This is a genomic window from Halalkalibacter alkalisediminis, from assembly GCF_028610705.1.
In the GTDB taxonomy this organism is placed as follows: domain Bacteria; phylum Bacillota; class Bacilli; order Bacillales; family Bacillaceae_D; genus Halalkalibacter; species Halalkalibacter alkalisediminis.
Window position 1 is genome coordinate 92,865 of sequence record NZ_JAQQWT010000011.1, and the last position, 18,200, is coordinate 111,064.

Consider the following 18,200-nt stretch of genomic DNA (forward strand, 5'->3'; position numbering starts at 1 on the left):
CATATTACCACACTAAAGCAGTTCAGTGTTCTTTCTTAGTTTAACGCATAATCGCAGGAAAGAGTACCGTTTTCTTCTTCACATCGTAAATTCCTCTTTGTGTCACCCTTATATAGGGAAGGTGTGTCGAGGAGAAAAATAATAAACTGTAAATTGGATCCTCATGTTTGTACCCGCGCTCTCTTAATAATGAGACAAACTTCTTCTCATCTTCCATGACTCCTTCCATGGTTTTGGAAGATAAAATTCCAAATAACTCTAATACAATACGACCAATAACCTCTCCTTCTTCAACAAGGGTCATGCCTCCCCCTTGTTCTTTTAACGCATTAAAGGCCAGAATCATATCAGATACCTTTTTCCCAATTAAGATGATATCACCGGTATTTGTAAATGAACTTGCAAACCCAGAAATATGAGTCGCAAATCCTTTAATCATAGTTGCAATATGCCACTTACCATGCTTATCAATCATGACAAAGAAACTTTCATCATGGTCTTTACTCAAAACATGACTCGTACCTTCAATCGGTATTTGATACGGTTTTAGAATAACAGAATTTATCATTTCAATGCCCATTGGCATCGAAAAATGAAGCTCATCTTCATGTAAGTCCCACTCAATGTTAAATGGTTCAATTCCATGTTTTTCCCAAGGAAAAGTCGTCATACAGTCGCACTGTCTGCCATCACGTACAACCCATTGACCTTTTGCAATAACAGACCTTGGAGTTGGATCATTAATGTCATCAAGAATATTTAAATGCGCAATTCGACCAGGGGCAATCATCCCTAGTTTATGGTCGAGATTATAGTATTTCGCAGCATTATAGCTAGCCATTGCATATGCATCAATGGTATCGATTCCACTCTCTAACGCAATTTTTATTAAGTTGTCCATAACCCCTTCTTCATAAAAAGAAGGAGGAGATCCGTCTGTTGTCATTAAACAACGTTCGAAATAATCAACACCCAATTCTTGTATCTCTTTGAAAAGCCTAGGCAAATCGGGACGTATAGAAGAATGTCTTAAAGAGGTTGTGTAGCCATTGTCCAATCTTCTAACGACTTCCTCACCTGTAATCGCCTCATGATCGCACGTCACTCCTAAAAGCGCCATTTGAGCAAGAGTACGCTCGGATGCACCTGGCAGATGCCCTTCAATCGGTTTACGAAGCCTGGTTGTTTCCTGCATCCAGTGTAGGGTTGAATCATCACCATTTAATACTTTAGGCCACGAAGTCAACTCTCCCCCTTGAACGACAAGAGGATGTTCCAACCATTCCTTTTTTTTGGAATTTGATAAAGGTTCCTCGTCTCTTAACTCCGTTTGCGCATCATATCGAGACCACCAATACATAGACGTTGGCAACTCATCAAGTGCCTCGATTAAAGAAAGCGCTTTCTTTTTTTCTAGATGTAAAAAGAACATAAGATTGTCATTGATCAATGTAGTTGTCCCCCTAGTTGCTGCATACTTCCCAAAGCTATGGGGATTATAAAGTTGAAACGGGTGAGCATGGTGCTCAATATATCCTGGTACAACTTGTTTATTTTCACAATCTACAATTTCTGTATCCGTTAAAACGGCTGGCATGTCTTTACCAACATATACAATACGATCTTCCCAGATCCAAATGTTAGCAGTAAGCCATTTACGCCGTGCAAAATTTAAATAAGTAGCGTTCCGGAGGACAAGTGAAGGAGCTTTCTCTCCTTTTACTACAGCTAATTGCTGTCGTAATCGTTGTTTTGTCCAGCGGTAAAGTCTCTCAGTCATTTGTCTTCACCCATTTCGTCATTTCCTATTTTTATAATCGTAACACAAAATTGTTAAAACATTCACTAACAATGTTAAAAGATTTAACATTATTTATTGTAATATTTGACAAACATGTGAAAGGTGGATCAATTATGAAACCAAATGTAGGTCGTGTTGACGCATTATGTCGAATTTCTCTAGGTTTCACAGTACTTGCATACTCTACCGCTAAGCTTGTTCGAAATCAAAACGACGGTATGTTGCTATTTGGTGCTCTGTGCGGAGGAATGAAAGTAGCAGAAGGAATCACTAGATTCTGTCCTCTAACGTATTTAGCAGAACAAAAAATGGACACCATGCAAGAACAAGTACAAGAGCAAAATCAAACTGATAACACGCAACAGTAAATAAAAAAACCGTATAAGATTCTACGCGATCTCATACGGTTTATGATTCTTTTTTAGAGGTTGTTCAATTTGAACAACCTCTCCCCCTTTATTAACGATTAATAAGGAGATGATTATATGTTTAATATTCAAGAATATGCAACAGACAGCCTATTTATCTACATTATGGTTATTGGTTGTATCGTTGCACTTATTTATTTTTTTATGAAGAAGAAACGCGTGAAATAGCTTTATTGCCAATATCAGTACGGTAGTATATTCCTTTTTTACTCACTTTTTCAAGCTCGCTATACACACGTTGTTGTGCCTCAAGTAGTGAGCTTTTTGTGGTAGCAAGTAATAAGACACGACCACCATCGGTTGTCCATTCCTCATTGACCTTTTTCGTACCTGCATGAAAAACAAGTACATCCCCATCTACTTGCTCAAGCCCTTTGATCACCGTTCCCTTCTCATAAGATCCCGGATAGCCTTCACTCGCCACAACGATACCAACGACTTCTTCATCAGACCATTCTAATTCAGGAATGTTGCCGTCAAGTAAGGTCGTATATACTTCAACAAGATCTGATTTTAGCCTTGGAAGAACCACTTGTGTTTCAGGATCGCCAAAACGAGTATTAAACTCAATTACTTTTGGACCGGCAGACGTCATCATTAATCCCGCATATAAAATACCTGTAAAAGGAGTTCCTTCGGTAATTAAAGCATTGGCAGTCGGCTGTAAGACTTTTTCAACAGCTTCAGCGACATCTTCTTTTGAAAACTGTGGAACTGGTGAATAAGCTCCCATTCCTCCTGTATTTGGACCTTGATCTCCGTCTAAAGCCCGCTTATGATCTTGTGCTCCAACCATAGGGAGAACGGTATCGTTATGCACAAAGGCCATGAGTGATAACTCTTCACCTTCAAGATATTCTTCAATCACTACTTGTTCACTTGCTTTTCCGAACGCTTGGTCGTTTAACATCGCAGACAGAGCTTGAATGGCTTCTTCTTCTGTCATCGCCACAACTACACCTTTTCCAGCAGCTAATCCATCTGCTTTAATAACGATAGGTGCCCCTTGTTCTTTCACATAAGCGACGGCTTTTTCATAATTGGTGAAGGTTTCATAACTTCCTGTTGGAATGTCGTATTTTTTCATAATCGACTTGGCAAACGATTTACTTCCTTCAAGCATTGCTGCATTTTTTCTTGGACCAAAAATACGTAATCCTTCTTCCTCGAAACGATCAACGACTCCACCAAGTAAAGGAACCTCTGGACCAACAATCGTTAAACCGATTTCTTGCTTTTTTGCAAAAGCCACGAGCTCGTCAAAATTATTTTCAGCAATGTTGACTGGTGTCGCCACATCAACCATTCCATCGTTACCTGGTGCGACAAATACATCTGTTACTTGCTTGCTTTGAGCGACTTTCCATGCAATCGCATGTTCACGACCACCACTTCCGATAATAAGAACTTTCACTAAGATTCCCTCCTATATTAATGTTTAAAGTGTCGAACTCCTGTCATGATCATCGCAATTCCATATTTATTTGCCATTTCAATAGACTCCTCGTCGCGAATCGATCCTCCTGGCTGGATAATCGCTGTGACACCTGCTTTACCCGCTAATTCAACGGTATCCCCCATAGGGAAAAAAGCATCTGAACCCATTACAGCTCCTTCAATACGCTCACTTGCTTGCGCAATGGCGATATCCGCCGCTCCGACACGGTTCATTTGACCTGCACCGACTCCAACTGTCATTTGACCGTTAGCTAAAACGATCGCATTTGACTTTACATGCTTGACTACTTTCCAAGCAACTTTAAGAGCTTCCCACTCTGCTTCTGTTGGCTCACGCTTTGTTGGAATAGTAACCGATGCATCATCAAGTCCATAATGGTCCTCATCTTGCACAAGTAGTCCGCCGTGAATGGATGTAAGCATCGCTTCAGGTTTCTCTTGTTTATTCATAGGTACTGTTAAAAGACGTAGGTTTTTCTTCGTTGTTAACACATTTAATGCTTCCTGTGTAAAAGAAGGAGCAATAATGATTTCTAAGAAAATATCTTTCATCTTCGTAGCGGTTGCTTCGTCAATTTCACGGTTTGCTGCGACAATTCCACCAAAAATAGAAACAGAGTCCGCCTCATACGCGCGTCCATAAGCTTCTTCAATCGTTGTACCTGTACCGACACCACATGGATTCATATGTTTAACCGCAACAACAGCTGGCTCCTCAAATTCCTTAACAATAGCAAGAGCGGCATCAGCATCATGAATGTTGTTGTATGAAAGCTCTTTTCCATGTAATTGGATCGCGCTAGCAATCGAACTCTCATCTGCTAACGGCTTTTTGTAGAACGTTGCTTTTTGATGTGGATTTTCTCCGTAACGTAACCCTTGTTTTCGCTCATACGTAACCGTAAACGTTTCGGGTTCTTCTTCACCAACAGCCTCAGTTAGATATTCAGCAATTAACGCATCATAAGCTGCTGTATGTCTAAATACTTTCGCTGCTAACTGACGTTTTGTCTCAAGCGAGACTGCTTGTCCATTTGAAAGCTCATCAAGCACCGTTTGGTAATCTGTTGGGTCAACGACAACTGTTACATGCTGATGATTTTTCGCTGCTGCACGAAGCATGCTAGGTCCACCAATATCAATGTTTTCAATAGCATCTTCAAATGTACAACCAGGCTTGGCAATCGTCTCTTTAAAAGGATATAAATTCACCACAACAAGATCAATTGGGGAAATATTGTGTTCTGCAAGTTGTTGCTGGTGTTCTTCGCGTTCTCTCATAGCGAGTAAGCCACTATGGATATTAGGGTGTAACGTCTTCACTCGACCATCTAAAATTTCTGGAAAACCTGTTACTTCAGATATACCTATTACAGGTACATCCGCTGCTAGCAAAGCATTTTTTGTTCCACCTGTTGATACCACTTCAAATCCTAAATTTACTAGTTCTTTCACAAATTCAACAATTCCTGTTTTATCTGAAACGCTGACCAACGCTCTTTTTTTGCTCATTACTTACTCAACCTCTCCATCTGATCTATAATCGTTTGCAATGTTGTTGGGTATAATGTGTGTTCAACGACCTGCACTTTTTCTTGTAACGAATCGACTGTATCGTCTGACTCGATTCTTACCGGCTCTTGCGCAATAATCGATCCCGTATCCATACCTTCGTCGACATAATGAATGGTAACTCCCGTAACTTTCACTTTAGCTTGAAAGGCTTGTCCAATCGCATCAAGTCCTGGAAAAGAAGGAAGCAAGGAAGGATGTATGTTAACAATCCTTCCTTCATAGGCGCTTAGCAAAGTTGTCCCAATTAATCGCATATAACCTGCTAGCACGACAAAAGAAACCTTACTCTTATGAAGTTCATTTACTACCTCTTGTTCATATGCCGCCTTTGTTTCAAAGGACTTGGGGTCCATCGCAACAACGCGAACGTTATAATGAGTCGCTCTTTCAATCACCTTCGCTTTTGGCTTATCCGTGAATACAAGAGCAATTTCGGCATTAAGGAGACCGCTTTGAGTTGCTTTTATAATCGCTTCTGCATTCGTCCCACTCCCTGATGCAAAAATAGCGATCCTCATTACTCGACGCCTCCGATTGTGACGCCTGTTCCTTCTTCTACTAGGCCAATAATATGAGCAGATTCTCCATGTTCTTTTAACAAACGAAGCACATCTTGACTTTCTTCTTTAGGAACGACGACGACCATCCCGATTCCCATATTAAATGTTGAGAAAAGCTCTTTATCTGTTAATTCTCCATACTTTTTCAACAAGTTAAAAACCGGAGGAACAGGCCATGATCCGTTCGTTACATTAACGCGAACACCTTCTGGCAACATGCGCGGGATGTTTTCATAGAAACCGCCCCCTGTTATATGGGCCATCCCACGTACAGTATGTTCCTTTAAACAAGCAAGTAATGGTTTTACATAGATTTTTGTTGGAGTGAGTAATTCTTCCCCTAAAGTCTTACCTAACTCATCAACCTGATCGTTTAAAGAAAAAGAATGATCGTGAAGGAAGATTTTTCGTACTAAAGAGAATCCATTACTGTGTAAGCCGCTTGACGATAAACCGATCACCACATCACCTGGTTGAATGGATTCACCGTTTACCAGATTTTGTTTTTCTACGGCCCCCACTGAAAAACCAGCTAGATCATATTCCTCTTCACTGTACATACCTGGCATTTCAGCTGTTTCTCCACCGACTAACGCACAGCCAGCTTGTTCACAACCATCTGCCACACCTTTAACAATCGCTTCCAAACGTTCTGGGACTGCTTTTCCACAAGCAATATAGTCTAGAAAATAAAGGGGCTCAGCGCCTTGAACGACGATATCATTCACACACATTGCAACAGCATCAATTCCAATCGTATCATGGCGATCTAGCATAAAGGCAAGCATCAGCTTTGTCCCTACTCCGTCTGTTCCTGAAACAAGTACGGGCTCTTTTAGATTTAATGTAGACAGGTCAAACATTCCGCCAAAGCCACCAAGTGACCCCATCACACCAGAACGTTTCGTTCTATTTACATGACTCTTCATTCGCTCTACTGCTTCGTACCCTGCTTCAAGACTGACACCTGCTTTTTTATAAGCTTCTGACATTCTTCTTGCTCCCTTCTCCTCTAAACCTTCGCGTATGGATGTAGCGTATCTGGATATATTTCAGTTGGATATTCACCGGTAAAGCAAGCTAGACACTGACCGCAGTTAGATGTCGTATCAGGTCGTCCAATTCCTTTTTTCAAGCCTTCTGGTGATAAAAATTCAAGCGTATCTGCGCCCATCATTTCTCTCATCTCTTCTAGAGAATGATTCGCCGCAATTAATTCCCCTGAATTAGACGTATCTATTCCGTAGAAACAAGGATTCTTAATCGGAGGTGAACTGATTCTGACATGGACCTCTTTAGCGCCTGCTTCACGCAACATATTCACAATTCGTCTACTTGTTGTACCACGCACAATCGAATCATCAATCATGACCACACGTTTTCCTTCAACGACACCACGAACAGCAGAGAGCTTCATTTTAACCCCTTGCTCACGTAACTCTTGTGATGGTTGGATAAACGTACGACCGACATAGCGGTTCTTGATCATCCCTAACTCATAAGGTATGCCTGTTTGCTCCGCATAACCAATCGCAGCTGAAATAGAAGAATCAGGAACACCCGTTACAACATCCGCTTCTACTGGAGCTTCAATGGCTAATTGTTTTCCTAAGCTCTTTCTTGCTTTATGAACATTGATCTCATCCACATTACTGTCTGGACGAGCAAAATATACATATTCCATGCTACAGATGGCTCTAGTTGCCGTCCCTGAGAATCTTGTTGAACGTAAGCCATCCTCATCAATAATGATCAATTCCCCTGGTTCAACCTCACGCTCATACGTAGCACCAATTAAATCGAAGGCACACGTCTCAGATGCAACGACATAGGCATCGCCAAGACGGCCAATTGATAATGGACGAAGACCGTTTGGATCTAACGCTACCATTAATTGCTTTTCATTTAAAACAGCTAGAGCATAAGCCCCTTTAAGCATCTCAAGAGCATTGCGCAGTTGCTCTTCAAGCTTGTTATACCCACTACGTTTAATGAGATGAGCAACAACTTCAGTATCAGAAGTAGATTGAAAAATACTTCCCTGACTTTCGAGTTGATGCTTCATGCTATTGGCATTGACTAGATTCCCATTATGAGCAATCGCTAAGCTTCCCGTTTGCGAGCGGAAAAGAAGGGGCTGCACATTGGCAAATCCCCCTCCACCAGCCGTCGCATAGCGGACGTGCCCAATCGCGGCATGTCCACTTAACTGAGCAAAATCATCAGGACTAAAAACGTCATTCACAAGCCCTAAGCCTTTATGAACCTTTAATTGTTCTCCATCGGTTACGACAATCCCAGCACCTTCTTGACCGCGGTGCTGCAAACTGTGAAGACCGTAATAAGTTAAGTGCGCCGCATCTTTATGTCCCCAGATGGCAAACACACCACATTCTTCATTTAGGCCTTTGATTTCAGCAAACATGGAATGGCTCCTTTCCAAGCCGTTACAATTTCATCCTGTGATGTTTCAAGGATGATCTGTTGTTCATCATTTTTTATTTGAAGATTCTTTGTATTTGTTACTTCACCAATTTTTGTAGCTGATACAAGTTGCTCGAACTGTTCTGCTTTTTCACTCGGTACGGTAACAACAAAGCGAGTTTGCGACTCAGCAAATAAAGCAGCTGTTGTTTCTCCAGCTAACATTACACTTGCTCCAACTTCACCTGAAGTCATACATTCGGCAAGGGCAACCCCTACTCCACCTTCCGCAACATCATGCGCGGAAGCTACAAGACCTGAACGAATGACTGTTAGCAATTGCTTTTGAAGTCTCTTTTCTAGTTCTAAGTCTAGAGATGGTGCTTTACCTGAAATATCACCCTCTACTAGCTTTTGCAATTCACTTCCACCAAATTCAGGCTTCGTTTCACCAATTAAATAGATTGCATCTCCAGCTTGTTTAAAAGATTGAGTCGTAATATGGTCAATGTCTTCGATTAAGCCAACCATTCCAATTACAGGTGTTGGGTAAATGGCTACACCAGCAGTCTCATTATAAAGTGATACGTTTCCACCGATAACTGGCGTTTCTAACACACGACAAGCTTCGCTCATACCGTCTGTTGATCTTTCTAGTTGCCAGAAGATCTCAGGCTTATCAGGACTTCCATAATTCAAGCCATCCGTTAATCCAAGTGGAACACCACCAGAACAAACAACATTACGTGCTGCTTCAGCAACCGCAATTTGACCGCCTACTTCTGGATCGAGATATAAATAGCGAGAGTTACAGTCTGTTGTCATCGCTAACGCTTTTTTCGTACCACGGATACGAACAACCGCTGCATCTGAGCCTGGCTCAACAACTGTATTCGTTTGAACCATATAATCATATTGATCATACACCCATTCTTTGCTTGCAATCGTCGGTTGAGCTAACAACTTTAGAAGGGTTTCTTTATAGTCTTCAACAAGTGGCGTTTTCTCTTCTTGTTGTTGGAATTTTTCATAATAAGCCGGTACAGCAGATGGTTTGTGGTAAACCGGTGCTTCCTCAGCTAGTGCATCAACTGGAAGGTCGGCAACGACTTGACCTTTGTGTAGCAAACGAAGGCGTTTGTCGTCGGTTACAACCCCAACTTCTGCAGATAACAAGCCCCAACGATCAAAAATGTCTTTAATCTCTTGCTCACGGCCTTTTTTCACAACGATTAACATACGCTCTTGTGATTCAGATAACATCATTTCGTATGGAGTCATGCCTTTTTCACGTTGTGGTACTAAGTCTAAATTCATTTCAATTCCTGATCCAGCTTTACTTGCCATTTCAGCAGAAGATGAAGTTAACCCAGCTGCACCCATATCTTGAATTCCAACAAGTGCATCGTTTTGAATTAATTCTAAACAAGCTTCAAGTAAAAGTTTTTCCATAAAAGGATCTCCAACTTGAACGGCAGGACGCTTCTCATCCGAATCTTCTCCAAGTTCCTCTGAAGCAAACGTAGCACCGTGAATTCCGTCGCGACCTGTACTCGCACCAACATACATAACGGTATTGCCGACACCTTTAGCTTGTCCTTTTTGAATATCTTTGTGATCGATTAAACCAACACACATCGCATTGACAAGTGGATTTCCTTCATAGCAAGGATCAAATTGAATTTCTCCTCCTACGGTTGGAACACCCATACAGTTCCCATAACCAGCAATACCAGCTACAACTTCTTCAAATAAATAACGAACACGTGGAGACGTTAACTCTCCAAAACGTAATGAATTTAGTAATGAAATTGGACGAGCTCCCATTGAAAACACATCTCGAAGAATTCCGCCAACTCCAGTTGCAGCTCCTTGATAAGGTTCGATAGCTGAAGGGTGGTTGTGGCTTTCAACCTTAAATACAACGGCTTGCTCATCACCAATATCAATGATTCCTGCTCCTTCACCTGGACCTTGCAGAACGCGTTCTCCTTCAGTAGGAAATTTCTTTAAAAGCACTTTTGAATTTTTATAGCTACAATGCTCAGACCACATAACAGAGAAAAGACCTGTCTCTGTATAGTTCGGAGTTCGACCAAGAATTTCTTCTACCATTGCAAACTCTTCATCTGTTAAGCCCATTTCGCGGTAAAGCTTTTCCTCTTTCACTCGCTCAGCTGTTGGTTCAAGAAGTAGTGACATGAGATTCCCTCCAATTTCTTACGATCGATTGAAATAAACGTAAACCGTCTGCGCTACCTAGAATAGACTCTACAGCGCGTTCTGGATGCGGCATCATCCCTAGTACATTTCCACGTTCGTTTGTAATTCCAGCGATATTTGCTTTCGAGCCATTAATGCCTTGTTGATAACGGAATACCACTTGATTATTTGCTTCAAGTGCCGCTAGTGTATCTTCATCACACTCATAGTTCCCCTCACCGTGTGCAACAGGAACTGAGATCACTTCACCTTTTTCGTATCCTGTCGTAAACATCGTCTCATTGTTTTCCACTTGTAGGTTTACAGGGCGACAAATGAATTTCAAACCATCATTACGTTTCATCGCACCAGGTAGTAATCCTAATTCAAGTAACATTTGAAATCCGTTACAAACTCCAAGAACTGGCTTTCCTTCTTCAGCAAACTGTTTCACTGCTTCCATAATCGGTGAAAAACAAGCAATTGCACCAGAACGTAGGTAGTCTCCGTAAGAGAAGCCTCCTGGTAAAAGAACACCATCAAAACCTTCTAATGACGTTTCATCATGGCGAACATACGCCACTTCTTCATTAAGAGCATCTTGGATGGCAAAGAACATGTCTGAATCGCAGTTTGAACCTGGAAAAACAATTACTGCAAATTTCATGACGAGACAACCTCCTCGATTTCATAACGGTAATCCTCAATTACAGTATTTGCTAATAGTTTAGAACACATTTCATCAATACGCTTTTCAACGTCATCTGTATTTGCAAGCGATAATTCCATGTATTTACCGATACGAACTTCTTCTACTTCAGAATAGTTCATTGTATGAAGAGCGCGTTTAACCTGACCTCCTTGTGGATCTAAAACACTTTCTCTTAACGTAATATAAACTTTTACTTTGTACATGATGCGCCTCCTAAGCGTGATAAAATTTCTTGATATCCTTCTTGTAAGCTTCCTAGATTTCTTCTAAACAAGTCTTTATCAAAACGTTGGTTCGTCTCTTTATCCCAAAGACGGCATGTATCTGGCGAGATCTCATCAGCTAAAAGAATATCTCCTTCAGACGTACGACCGAACTCTAGCTTAAAATCAATCAAACGTACGTTTAAATTATCAAATAAATTAATCAAATGTTTGTTTACATCTTTTGCTTTCTCTCTGAGTACGGCTAAATCCGCATTAGATGCCACGTTCAGAATAGCAATATGATCTTCTGTAACGAGCGGATCACCTAGAGCATCGTCTTTATAATAGAATTCAACGATCGGTTCAGTAAGCGCTGTTCCTTCTTCAATCCCAAGACGTTTTGCCATGCTACCAGCAACCACATTACGGACGACAACCTCTAACGGAATGATCTCAACTTTTTGTACTAGTTGTTCCGTTTCTGAAATTCTTTTCACGAAATGACTCTCGACCCCATTTTCGTGTAAGTAAGCGAAAATGAGTGAGGTAATCTCATTATTTAGTCTAGCTTTTCCAAGAAGAGTCTCTTTCTTCTCACCGTTAAACGCCGTTGCATCATCTTTATAGCTGATCCAAAGCTCATTTTCATTTTCTGTTTGAAAGATTTGCTTCGCTTTTCCTTCATAAAGCAAGATACCTTTTTCCATGTTTCACCCTCCGAAATACAGAATATTAACATTATTGCGGATAAAGAGGGGCTAGCCCTCTCCATGCCGTTATTCTTGTAACCCTACTCTTGTAAAAATAGTATCTACATGCTTTAAGTGATGCTCATAATTAAAGCAATCTTCAATTTCATCTGGAGTTAAAAGCCCTGTGATTTTCTCTTCAGCCTCTATTAGTTCACGGAATTGAACTCCTTTTTCCCAAGCTTCCATGGCTTTCGGTTGAACAAGATCATACGCTTCCTCACGTGCCATTCCTTTATCAATAAGTGATAAAAGCACACGTTGGGAATAGATTAAACCATACGTACGAGTCATGTTTCTCTTCATATTTTCAGGGAAAACCGTTAAGTTTTTCACGATGTTTCCAAAGCGGTTAAGCATATAGTTAAGGGCGATCGTTGCGTCTGGAAGAATAATACGCTCTGCAGAAGAGTGAGAGATATCTCGTTCATGCCATAATGGCACGTTCTCATAAGCAGCTAACATATGCCCACGAATGACACGAGCAAGTCCGGTCATATTCTCTGACCCAATTGGATTACGTTTATGTGGCATAGCGGAAGAACCTTTTTGACCTTTGCCAAACGCTTCTTCCACTTCTCTTGTTTCACTCTTTTGAAGACTACGAACCTCTACCGCAAACTTCTCAATTGAAGTTGCCACAAGCGCAATCGCTGCTAAATACTCAGCATGACGATCACGTTGCAATGTCTGTGTAGAAATCGGTGCAGCCTGAAGTCCTAACTTTTCACAAACAAATGCTTCAATAGAAGGATCAATATTGGCAAAAGTACCAACAGCTCCAGAAAGCTTTCCAACTCTAACGCCTTCAGCTGCATGCTTGAAACGTTCCAAGTTACGCTTCATTTCTTCATACCATAGCGCCAATTTCAAACCGAACGTTGTCGGCTCTGCATGTACACCGTGAGTACGTCCCATCATCACTGTGTATTTATGTTCTTGAGCTTTGTTTTTCAAAATTTCGATAAAACGCTCAATATCTGCTAGTAAAATGTCATTCGCTTGCTTTAATAGATAAGATAAAGCTGTATCAACGACGTCCGTTGACGTTAACCCATAATGAACCCACTTTCTTTCTTCCCCTAATGTCTCAGAAACCGCACGAGTAAAAGCAACAACATCATGACGTGTCTCAAGTTCGATCTCATTAATACGGTTGATATCAAAACCTGCATTCTCACGAATTTTAGCAACATCTTCTTTTGGAATGTCACCAAGTTCTGCCCAAGCTTCACATGCTACGATTTCAACTTCAAGCCATGCTTGAAACTTATTTTCCTCTGTCCAAATAGCTCCCATTTCAGGGCGTGTATAACGTTCGATCATCTATGACCAGCCTCCACTTTATCTATTAGTTTAAAACGTTTTTCTTTGCTAATAGGTTTAACCTGTCACAAGCTTCTTCTACTGAGCTAGCTCTAACCGTTAAATGTCCCATTTTTCTTTTTTCTTTTGCTTCTTTTTTTCCGTATAGATGTAATTTAATATTTGCTAACGTGCCGATATTATCCATAATAGGAGCGAGTTGCTCTCCAAGGATGTTCTCCATGACAACAGGTGAATGTAAGGTCGTTGGTCCAAGCGGCAAGCCACAAATAGCTCTTATATGCTGCTCAAACTGTGATGTCTCACATCCCTCAATCGAATAATGTCCTGAATTATGAGGACGAGGAGCGAGTTCATTGACATATAATCTGCCATCCTCGAGCATGAAAAGTTCAACAGCAAGAGTACCGACGACATCAAGACCTGTTACAATCTTTAATGCCAATTCCTTTGCTTGTTTACAAACCTCATCACTTACCCGTGCAGGTACATGTGAGCGATATAGAATATTTTCTCGATGTTCATTTTCTACGACTGGAAAAACAGACGTTTCACCATTTCTCGAGCGTGTTACAATAACTGACAACTCTAACGTAAAAGGAATCCAAGCTTCTAGAACACATTCTCCATTCACAAGCAGCTCTGTTGCTCCTTGCTTAAGTTGTTCTAGATTTCGTACTACTCTTTGACCCTTGCCATCATAGCCACCACGACATGTTTTTAAAACTGCTGGAAACCCTAATTTTCTTGCCGCTTCGTCCGTATCCGTTATGGAACGAACAGAATGAAATGGAGCTAGAGGAATTCCTAACGATTGAATCGCTTCTTTTTCTAGCAATCGGTGCTGTGTAATTCCTAATACCTTTGCTCCTTGCGGAAAATCGGACTTCTCCGTTAACCATGTCGCTGTTTTTTCATCTATATTTTCAAATTCATACGTAATCACATCAGATACTTCAGCCAGCTTTTCAGCTCCAACTGGATCATCATAAGCTGCTTCTATAACAATATCAGAAACTTGTCCACATGGAGAATCTTCTGTAGGCTCAAGGACCGCAATCCGGTAACCCATCTGTTTGGCTGAGATCGCCATCATCCGCCCTAACTGTCCTCCACCAATGATTCCAATGGTTTGTCCTGGCTTAATGACTCGAGTCATAGCGTATCACTACTTTCTATTACTGCTTGTCTCGTCTTTTCTCTTCTCGCCTCAAGACGTTCTGCAACTTCAGGTTGAGTTGTTCCTAAAATTTGAGCCGCTAACAATCCTGCATTTGTCGCTCCTGCCTTACCAATAGCAACTGTTGCTACAGGAACTCCACCTGGCATTTGTACAATCGATAAAAGGGAATCTAAACCTTGGAGAGCTTTCGATTGAACGGGCACTCCGATTACTGGTAATGTCGTTTTTGCAGCCACCATCCCAGGTAAATGCGCCGCACCACCAGCTCCGGCAATAATGACTTTAAGTCCACGCCCCCTTGCTTCTTCTGCATATTGAAACATTAAATCAGGTGTTCTATGTGCGGAAACGACTTTCTTTTCATAGGCAATCTCTAATTCTTCAAGAACATCGCAAGCAGCCTTCATCGTTTCCCAATCAGAAGTACTACCCATTATTACGCCAATTTCAGGATTCATATTGAATTCCTCCATTAATCATTATCTATTTATAGCTCATATACATGAAAAAAGCGCAGAGTTGTCTTCAGTATCTGCTCATTTTGAGAGAAAGGAAGCCACTTCTGCGCTTTCATGGTTTCAGAGAAACAATTAGATCAATCTAAGCAACCACTTTCCCTCATAGTCCGATTTTTTACGGTAATCGGGTAGAAACTTATGGACCATATTCCCAAGATTATATGAGGTCTTATTCGTTTTTCGATCGTTCTTATGTGTATATCTTACAATTATCATCGGTTACTGTCAACAAAAAGTCGAACGATTAAAAATGTCAGACTTTTATTGTTCGCTTTCTACTAATAAACCTTCAAAGATGATTTGTTGCTTCACAGGCACATACTCCTTATTGGAATTGACCGTTCGTTCTTCAAAAATCGGTTTTTCCATCCTGCGAATAGGTTGATAACCTTCCGCTTTCATTCTGCCTAAACATTCTTCTATCGTTTCTGTTTCTTTTACTTCAAATCGCGCTTTTCTTTTTTTTGCCAAAATATGTACCTCCGTTATCTAGCACGTTTCGACTATTTATTTAAGTAAGAGTAACATGATCTGTTTATTAAAGGAAGAGGGGAGACAAATCTACCCTCTGCGATTATTTATCATATGTGGGGATAAATCTTTTGCGTTTCTCAAATGTTTTATGGTAATTCGTGGCTTCTTCAAGTGCACGCTCTTCGACTTGAATACGAGTAGAAAGGGTAACAGCATTTAAAATAGTAAACACAATAGCTGTCCAATAGGCTTGAAAAATTAGAGGCAGGCACGCAATTTCCGCTATAACAATAGCGTAGTTAGGATGACGCAAATAGCGATAAGGTCCTTTTGCAATGACTTTAGCTCCAGGTAAGATCATAATGCGCGTATTCCAAAAACGCCCTAAAGACGAAAGTGCCCAAACACGCCCAAGCTGAGCTAATAGAAACACGCCTAACGGGAAAATAGACCATAGCATAAACGTATGTTTTGTAACCGTTACTTCTATTAGTAGCGAAACGAAAAATAGTACGTGAAGTCCAACAATGTATTTATAATGCTCTTTCCCTGCTTCATACCCTCCTTGGCTTTTAATCCATTTAGCATTTCGATTTGCAATCAGCAGCTCAACGAATCTTTGAACAATAACCAGTAAGATGAAAAGATATACAGCTATCATTAGTGAACTCCCTTCCAGTTTACTAAAACTAATTCCGATGAAAAACCAGGACCTAGAGCAGCCATTAATCCATATTCATTTTCTTCATGTTCTTCAAGCATAATCTGCTCTAGAACATAGAGAACAGTTGGTGAAGACATATTCCCATGTTTTCGCAGGATTTCTTTTGAGACGTTTATCATGCTTTCATCTATATGTAGGGCTTGAACATAAGCGTCTAATACTTTTTTGCCACCCGGGTGTGCTATAAACGAAGAGAGCTGTTCGAGTGTCATGTTATTTTGATCGAGAAATTCTCGTACATTAGGTTCTAGCCATTCCTTTATAATCATGGGGATATCTCGTGAAAAAACGACATGTAATCCGCTATCTTTAACTTCCCACCCCATTACATCTTCTGAATTAGGCATGAGCGTTGATTGACTTGAAATAATAGTAGGCCTAGTTGGTTTAGCTATTTTCTTAATTAACGTTGATTCATCACCTGCAACAAGCGCACAAGCAATACCATCGGCAAATAATGACGTTCCAACTAGATTGCTTTTAGAACGGTCATTTCTTTGAAAGGTTAAACTACAGAGTTCCACACAGACAACTAACACATTTTCTTTTGGAAACCCTCTACAATACTCATTTGCCCTGCTGACTCCTGTAGCACCACCCGCACAGCCAAGGCCCCATAATGGAATTCTTTTTGTATGTGGGGAGAAAGGCAATTCATTCATTATCCGTGCATCAAGACTAGGAGTCGACATCCCCGAACTTGAAACTAACACAATCGTACTGATTTCACTTATGTCGATCTCCTCCTTTAAAAAGGGATTATCAGCAGATAAACATTTTTTAATCGCTTCTTTAGAAAAGGTCGTTGCGAGCTCGATATACAGATCGTTTTTTTCCTGTAACGAACGATCTGTTTCAAACCAATTGATCGGTACAGCAAATTGCCGTTCATCAATCTGGCCATTTTTAAAGACCTTTAACAACCGGTCAATATCTTGAAAGCTCTCACTGAATAACTCTCTAGCAAATTCAGTTGTCGTTTGTTGATCTAATGTATATGGTGGGTTAAATGTACTAACGGAGATGATAGATGGCATTTCTTTTCACCTTCCCCTAACTTTTAATGTAACGTTAGGTTCTCCAATATATAGCAGTTCATGCATTTTTATGTTAGTTTGGGTATGCCTTTCTTAGAGCTATTTGGATTGATTAATGGGGAAGTAGCGACGTGATGTTAAGCGTACTTTATTCTTCTGTTAGAAAATGCGGAGTAAGGAGTGGATTTCCCACTCTCAATTATCTTCTGCCGAACTTTGAGTTACCTAATGTATCAACAATGTGCTTAATTCTAGTAAACGTTACCGTAAAACGATCTGGTTTGCGTGCGAATATGCTTATTAAAGTTAAAATATCCTTACGTTAGTCGCCATTAAAAATCAAAACATGATAATATTGCTGCTCCTAGTTTAAAGTTAATGCTTTATATTGTAGTAAAAGAAAGCCATTCACAAGGGAGTATGATGTATTTAGGCCTTTCATTGCTTTTTAAGAACAAAATTTCTTTTTTTCTCATTTTTATGCACAAAAAAAACACAACCCATTGGATTGTGTTTTATCAGCCTGGCAACGTCCTACTCTCACAGGGGGAAGCCCCCAACTACCATCGGCGCAAAAGAGCTTAACGACCGTGTTCGGCATGGGAACGGGTGTGACCTCTTCGCTATCGCCACCAGACTATTGAAAGAAACAAGGTTCTCTCAAAACTAGATAATGCAAAATAGAATTGTCAAGAATATATTGGATAAGTCCTCGACCGATTAGTATCTGTCAGCTCCACGTGTCGCCACGCTTCCACACCAGACCTATCAACCTCATCATCTCTAAGGGGTCTTACTGGATTTACTCCATGGGAAATCTCAT

General features: G+C 40.6%; 18 protein-coding genes, 2 rRNA genes and 1 riboswitch. Of the genes, 2 read left to right on the forward strand and 18 right to left on the reverse strand.

Going from position 1 to position 18,200, the window contains the following annotated elements:
• Positions 1-40: 40 nt before the first annotated feature.
• Entirely contained in the window at positions 41-1,780 is a 1,740-nt protein-coding gene (locus PQ474_RS15535) for an adenine deaminase C-terminal domain-containing protein (protein WP_273845078.1), read from the reverse strand.
• Positions 1,781-1,914: 134 nt separating this feature from the next.
• On the opposite strand from PQ474_RS15535, the gene PQ474_RS15540 reads away from it, so the two are divergent.
• Both PQ474_RS15540 and PQ474_RS26405 read left to right on the forward strand, forming a co-directional pair.
• Positions 1,915-2,169, forward strand: coding sequence for a YgaP family membrane protein (locus tag PQ474_RS15540; RefSeq protein ID WP_273845079.1), 255 nt, complete (start codon positions 1,915-1,917; stop codon positions 2,167-2,169).
• A gap of 117 nt (positions 2,170-2,286) precedes the next feature.
• Positions 2,287-2,397, forward strand: coding sequence for an EYxxD motif small membrane protein (locus PQ474_RS26405; protein WP_337956369.1), 111 nt, complete (start codon positions 2,287-2,289; stop codon positions 2,395-2,397).
• On the opposite strand, the gene purD is transcribed toward PQ474_RS26405, so the two are convergent.
• From purD to PQ474_RS15625, 17 genes are all read right to left on the reverse strand, one after another.
• Positions 2,372-3,643, reverse strand: coding sequence for a phosphoribosylamine--glycine ligase (gene purD / locus PQ474_RS15545; RefSeq protein WP_273845080.1), 1,272 nt, complete (start codon positions 3,641-3,643; stop codon positions 2,372-2,374). The two genes, PQ474_RS26405 and purD, sit on opposite strands and share 26 nt — an antisense overlap.
• 17 nt (positions 3,644-3,660) lie before the next feature.
• Positions 3,661-5,199: a bifunctional phosphoribosylaminoimidazolecarboxamide formyltransferase/IMP cyclohydrolase gene (purH, locus tag PQ474_RS15550; protein WP_273845081.1), complete on the reverse strand. Its 1,539-nt coding sequence runs from the start codon at positions 5,197-5,199 to the stop codon at positions 3,661-3,663.
• On the reverse strand, positions 5,199-5,780 hold the full coding sequence (purN, locus tag PQ474_RS15555) for a phosphoribosylglycinamide formyltransferase (protein ID WP_273845083.1): 582 nt from the start codon (positions 5,778-5,780) through the stop codon (positions 5,199-5,201). Before purN ends, purH begins: the two co-directional genes overlap by 1 nt.
• Positions 5,780-6,814 (reverse strand): phosphoribosylformylglycinamidine cyclo-ligase, encoded by a 1,035-nt coding sequence (gene purM / locus PQ474_RS15560; protein ID WP_273845085.1) that lies wholly within the window; start codon positions 6,812-6,814, stop codon positions 5,780-5,782. Before purM ends, purN begins: the two co-directional genes overlap by 1 nt.
• A 20-nt stretch (positions 6,815-6,834) precedes the next feature.
• Positions 6,835-8,247, reverse strand: coding sequence for an amidophosphoribosyltransferase (gene purF / locus PQ474_RS15565; RefSeq protein ID WP_273845087.1), 1,413 nt, complete (start codon positions 8,245-8,247; stop codon positions 6,835-6,837).
• Entirely contained in the window at positions 8,223-10,448 is a 2,226-nt protein-coding gene (gene purL / locus PQ474_RS15570; protein ID WP_273845088.1) for a phosphoribosylformylglycinamidine synthase subunit PurL, read from the reverse strand. Before purL ends, purF begins: the two co-directional genes overlap by 25 nt.
• On the reverse strand, positions 10,432-11,115 hold the full coding sequence (purQ, locus tag PQ474_RS15575) for a phosphoribosylformylglycinamidine synthase subunit PurQ (protein ID WP_273845089.1): 684 nt from the start codon (positions 11,113-11,115) through the stop codon (positions 10,432-10,434). The genes purL and purQ overlap by 17 nt, the downstream gene beginning before the upstream one ends.
• A complete protein-coding gene (gene purS / locus PQ474_RS15580) occupies positions 11,112-11,363 on the reverse strand; it encodes a phosphoribosylformylglycinamidine synthase subunit PurS (protein ID WP_273845090.1) in 252 nt (83 codons plus the stop codon). Before purS ends, purQ begins: the two co-directional genes overlap by 4 nt.
• Complete coding sequence (gene purC, locus PQ474_RS15585; RefSeq protein WP_273845091.1) at positions 11,351-12,073, reverse strand: phosphoribosylaminoimidazolesuccinocarboxamide synthase; 723 nt, start codon at positions 12,071-12,073, stop codon at positions 11,351-11,353. Before purC ends, purS begins: the two co-directional genes overlap by 13 nt.
• A gap of 69 nt (positions 12,074-12,142) precedes the next feature.
• Positions 12,143-13,441 carry an adenylosuccinate lyase gene (purB, locus tag PQ474_RS15590; protein WP_273845093.1) on the reverse strand — a complete coding sequence of 433 codons (1,299 nt, stop codon included), beginning with the start codon at positions 13,439-13,441 and terminating at the stop codon, positions 12,143-12,145.
• A gap of 25 nt (positions 13,442-13,466) precedes the next feature.
• Positions 13,467-14,600, reverse strand: coding sequence for a 5-(carboxyamino)imidazole ribonucleotide synthase (gene purK / locus PQ474_RS15595; protein WP_273845094.1), 1,134 nt, complete (start codon positions 14,598-14,600; stop codon positions 13,467-13,469).
• Complete coding sequence (gene purE, locus PQ474_RS15600) at positions 14,597-15,082, reverse strand: 5-(carboxyamino)imidazole ribonucleotide mutase (protein ID WP_273845095.1); 486 nt, start codon at positions 15,080-15,082, stop codon at positions 14,597-14,599. Before purE ends, purK begins: the two co-directional genes overlap by 4 nt.
• 143 nt (positions 15,083-15,225) lie before the next feature.
• Positions 15,226-15,327, reverse strand: a riboswitch (purine riboswitch).
• 76 nt (positions 15,328-15,403) lie between these two features.
• Entirely contained in the window at positions 15,404-15,613 is a 210-nt protein-coding gene (locus PQ474_RS15605) for an NETI motif-containing protein (protein WP_390186190.1), read from the reverse strand.
• A 103-nt stretch (positions 15,614-15,716) separates the two neighbouring features.
• Positions 15,717-16,277: an isoprenylcysteine carboxyl methyltransferase family protein gene (locus tag PQ474_RS15610; protein ID WP_273845097.1), complete on the reverse strand. Its 561-nt coding sequence runs from the start codon at positions 16,275-16,277 to the stop codon at positions 15,717-15,719.
• Positions 16,277-17,377, reverse strand: coding sequence for a type III polyketide synthase (locus tag PQ474_RS15615; RefSeq protein ID WP_273845099.1), 1,101 nt, complete (start codon positions 17,375-17,377; stop codon positions 16,277-16,279). The genes PQ474_RS15610 and PQ474_RS15615 overlap by 1 nt, the downstream gene beginning before the upstream one ends.
• Before the next feature lie 521 nt (positions 17,378-17,898).
• A 5S ribosomal RNA gene (rrf, locus tag PQ474_RS15620) occupies positions 17,899-18,014 on the reverse strand.
• A 63-nt stretch (positions 18,015-18,077) separates the two neighbouring features.
• Positions 18,078-18,200 (reverse strand): 23S ribosomal RNA (locus PQ474_RS15625); the annotation flags it as partial.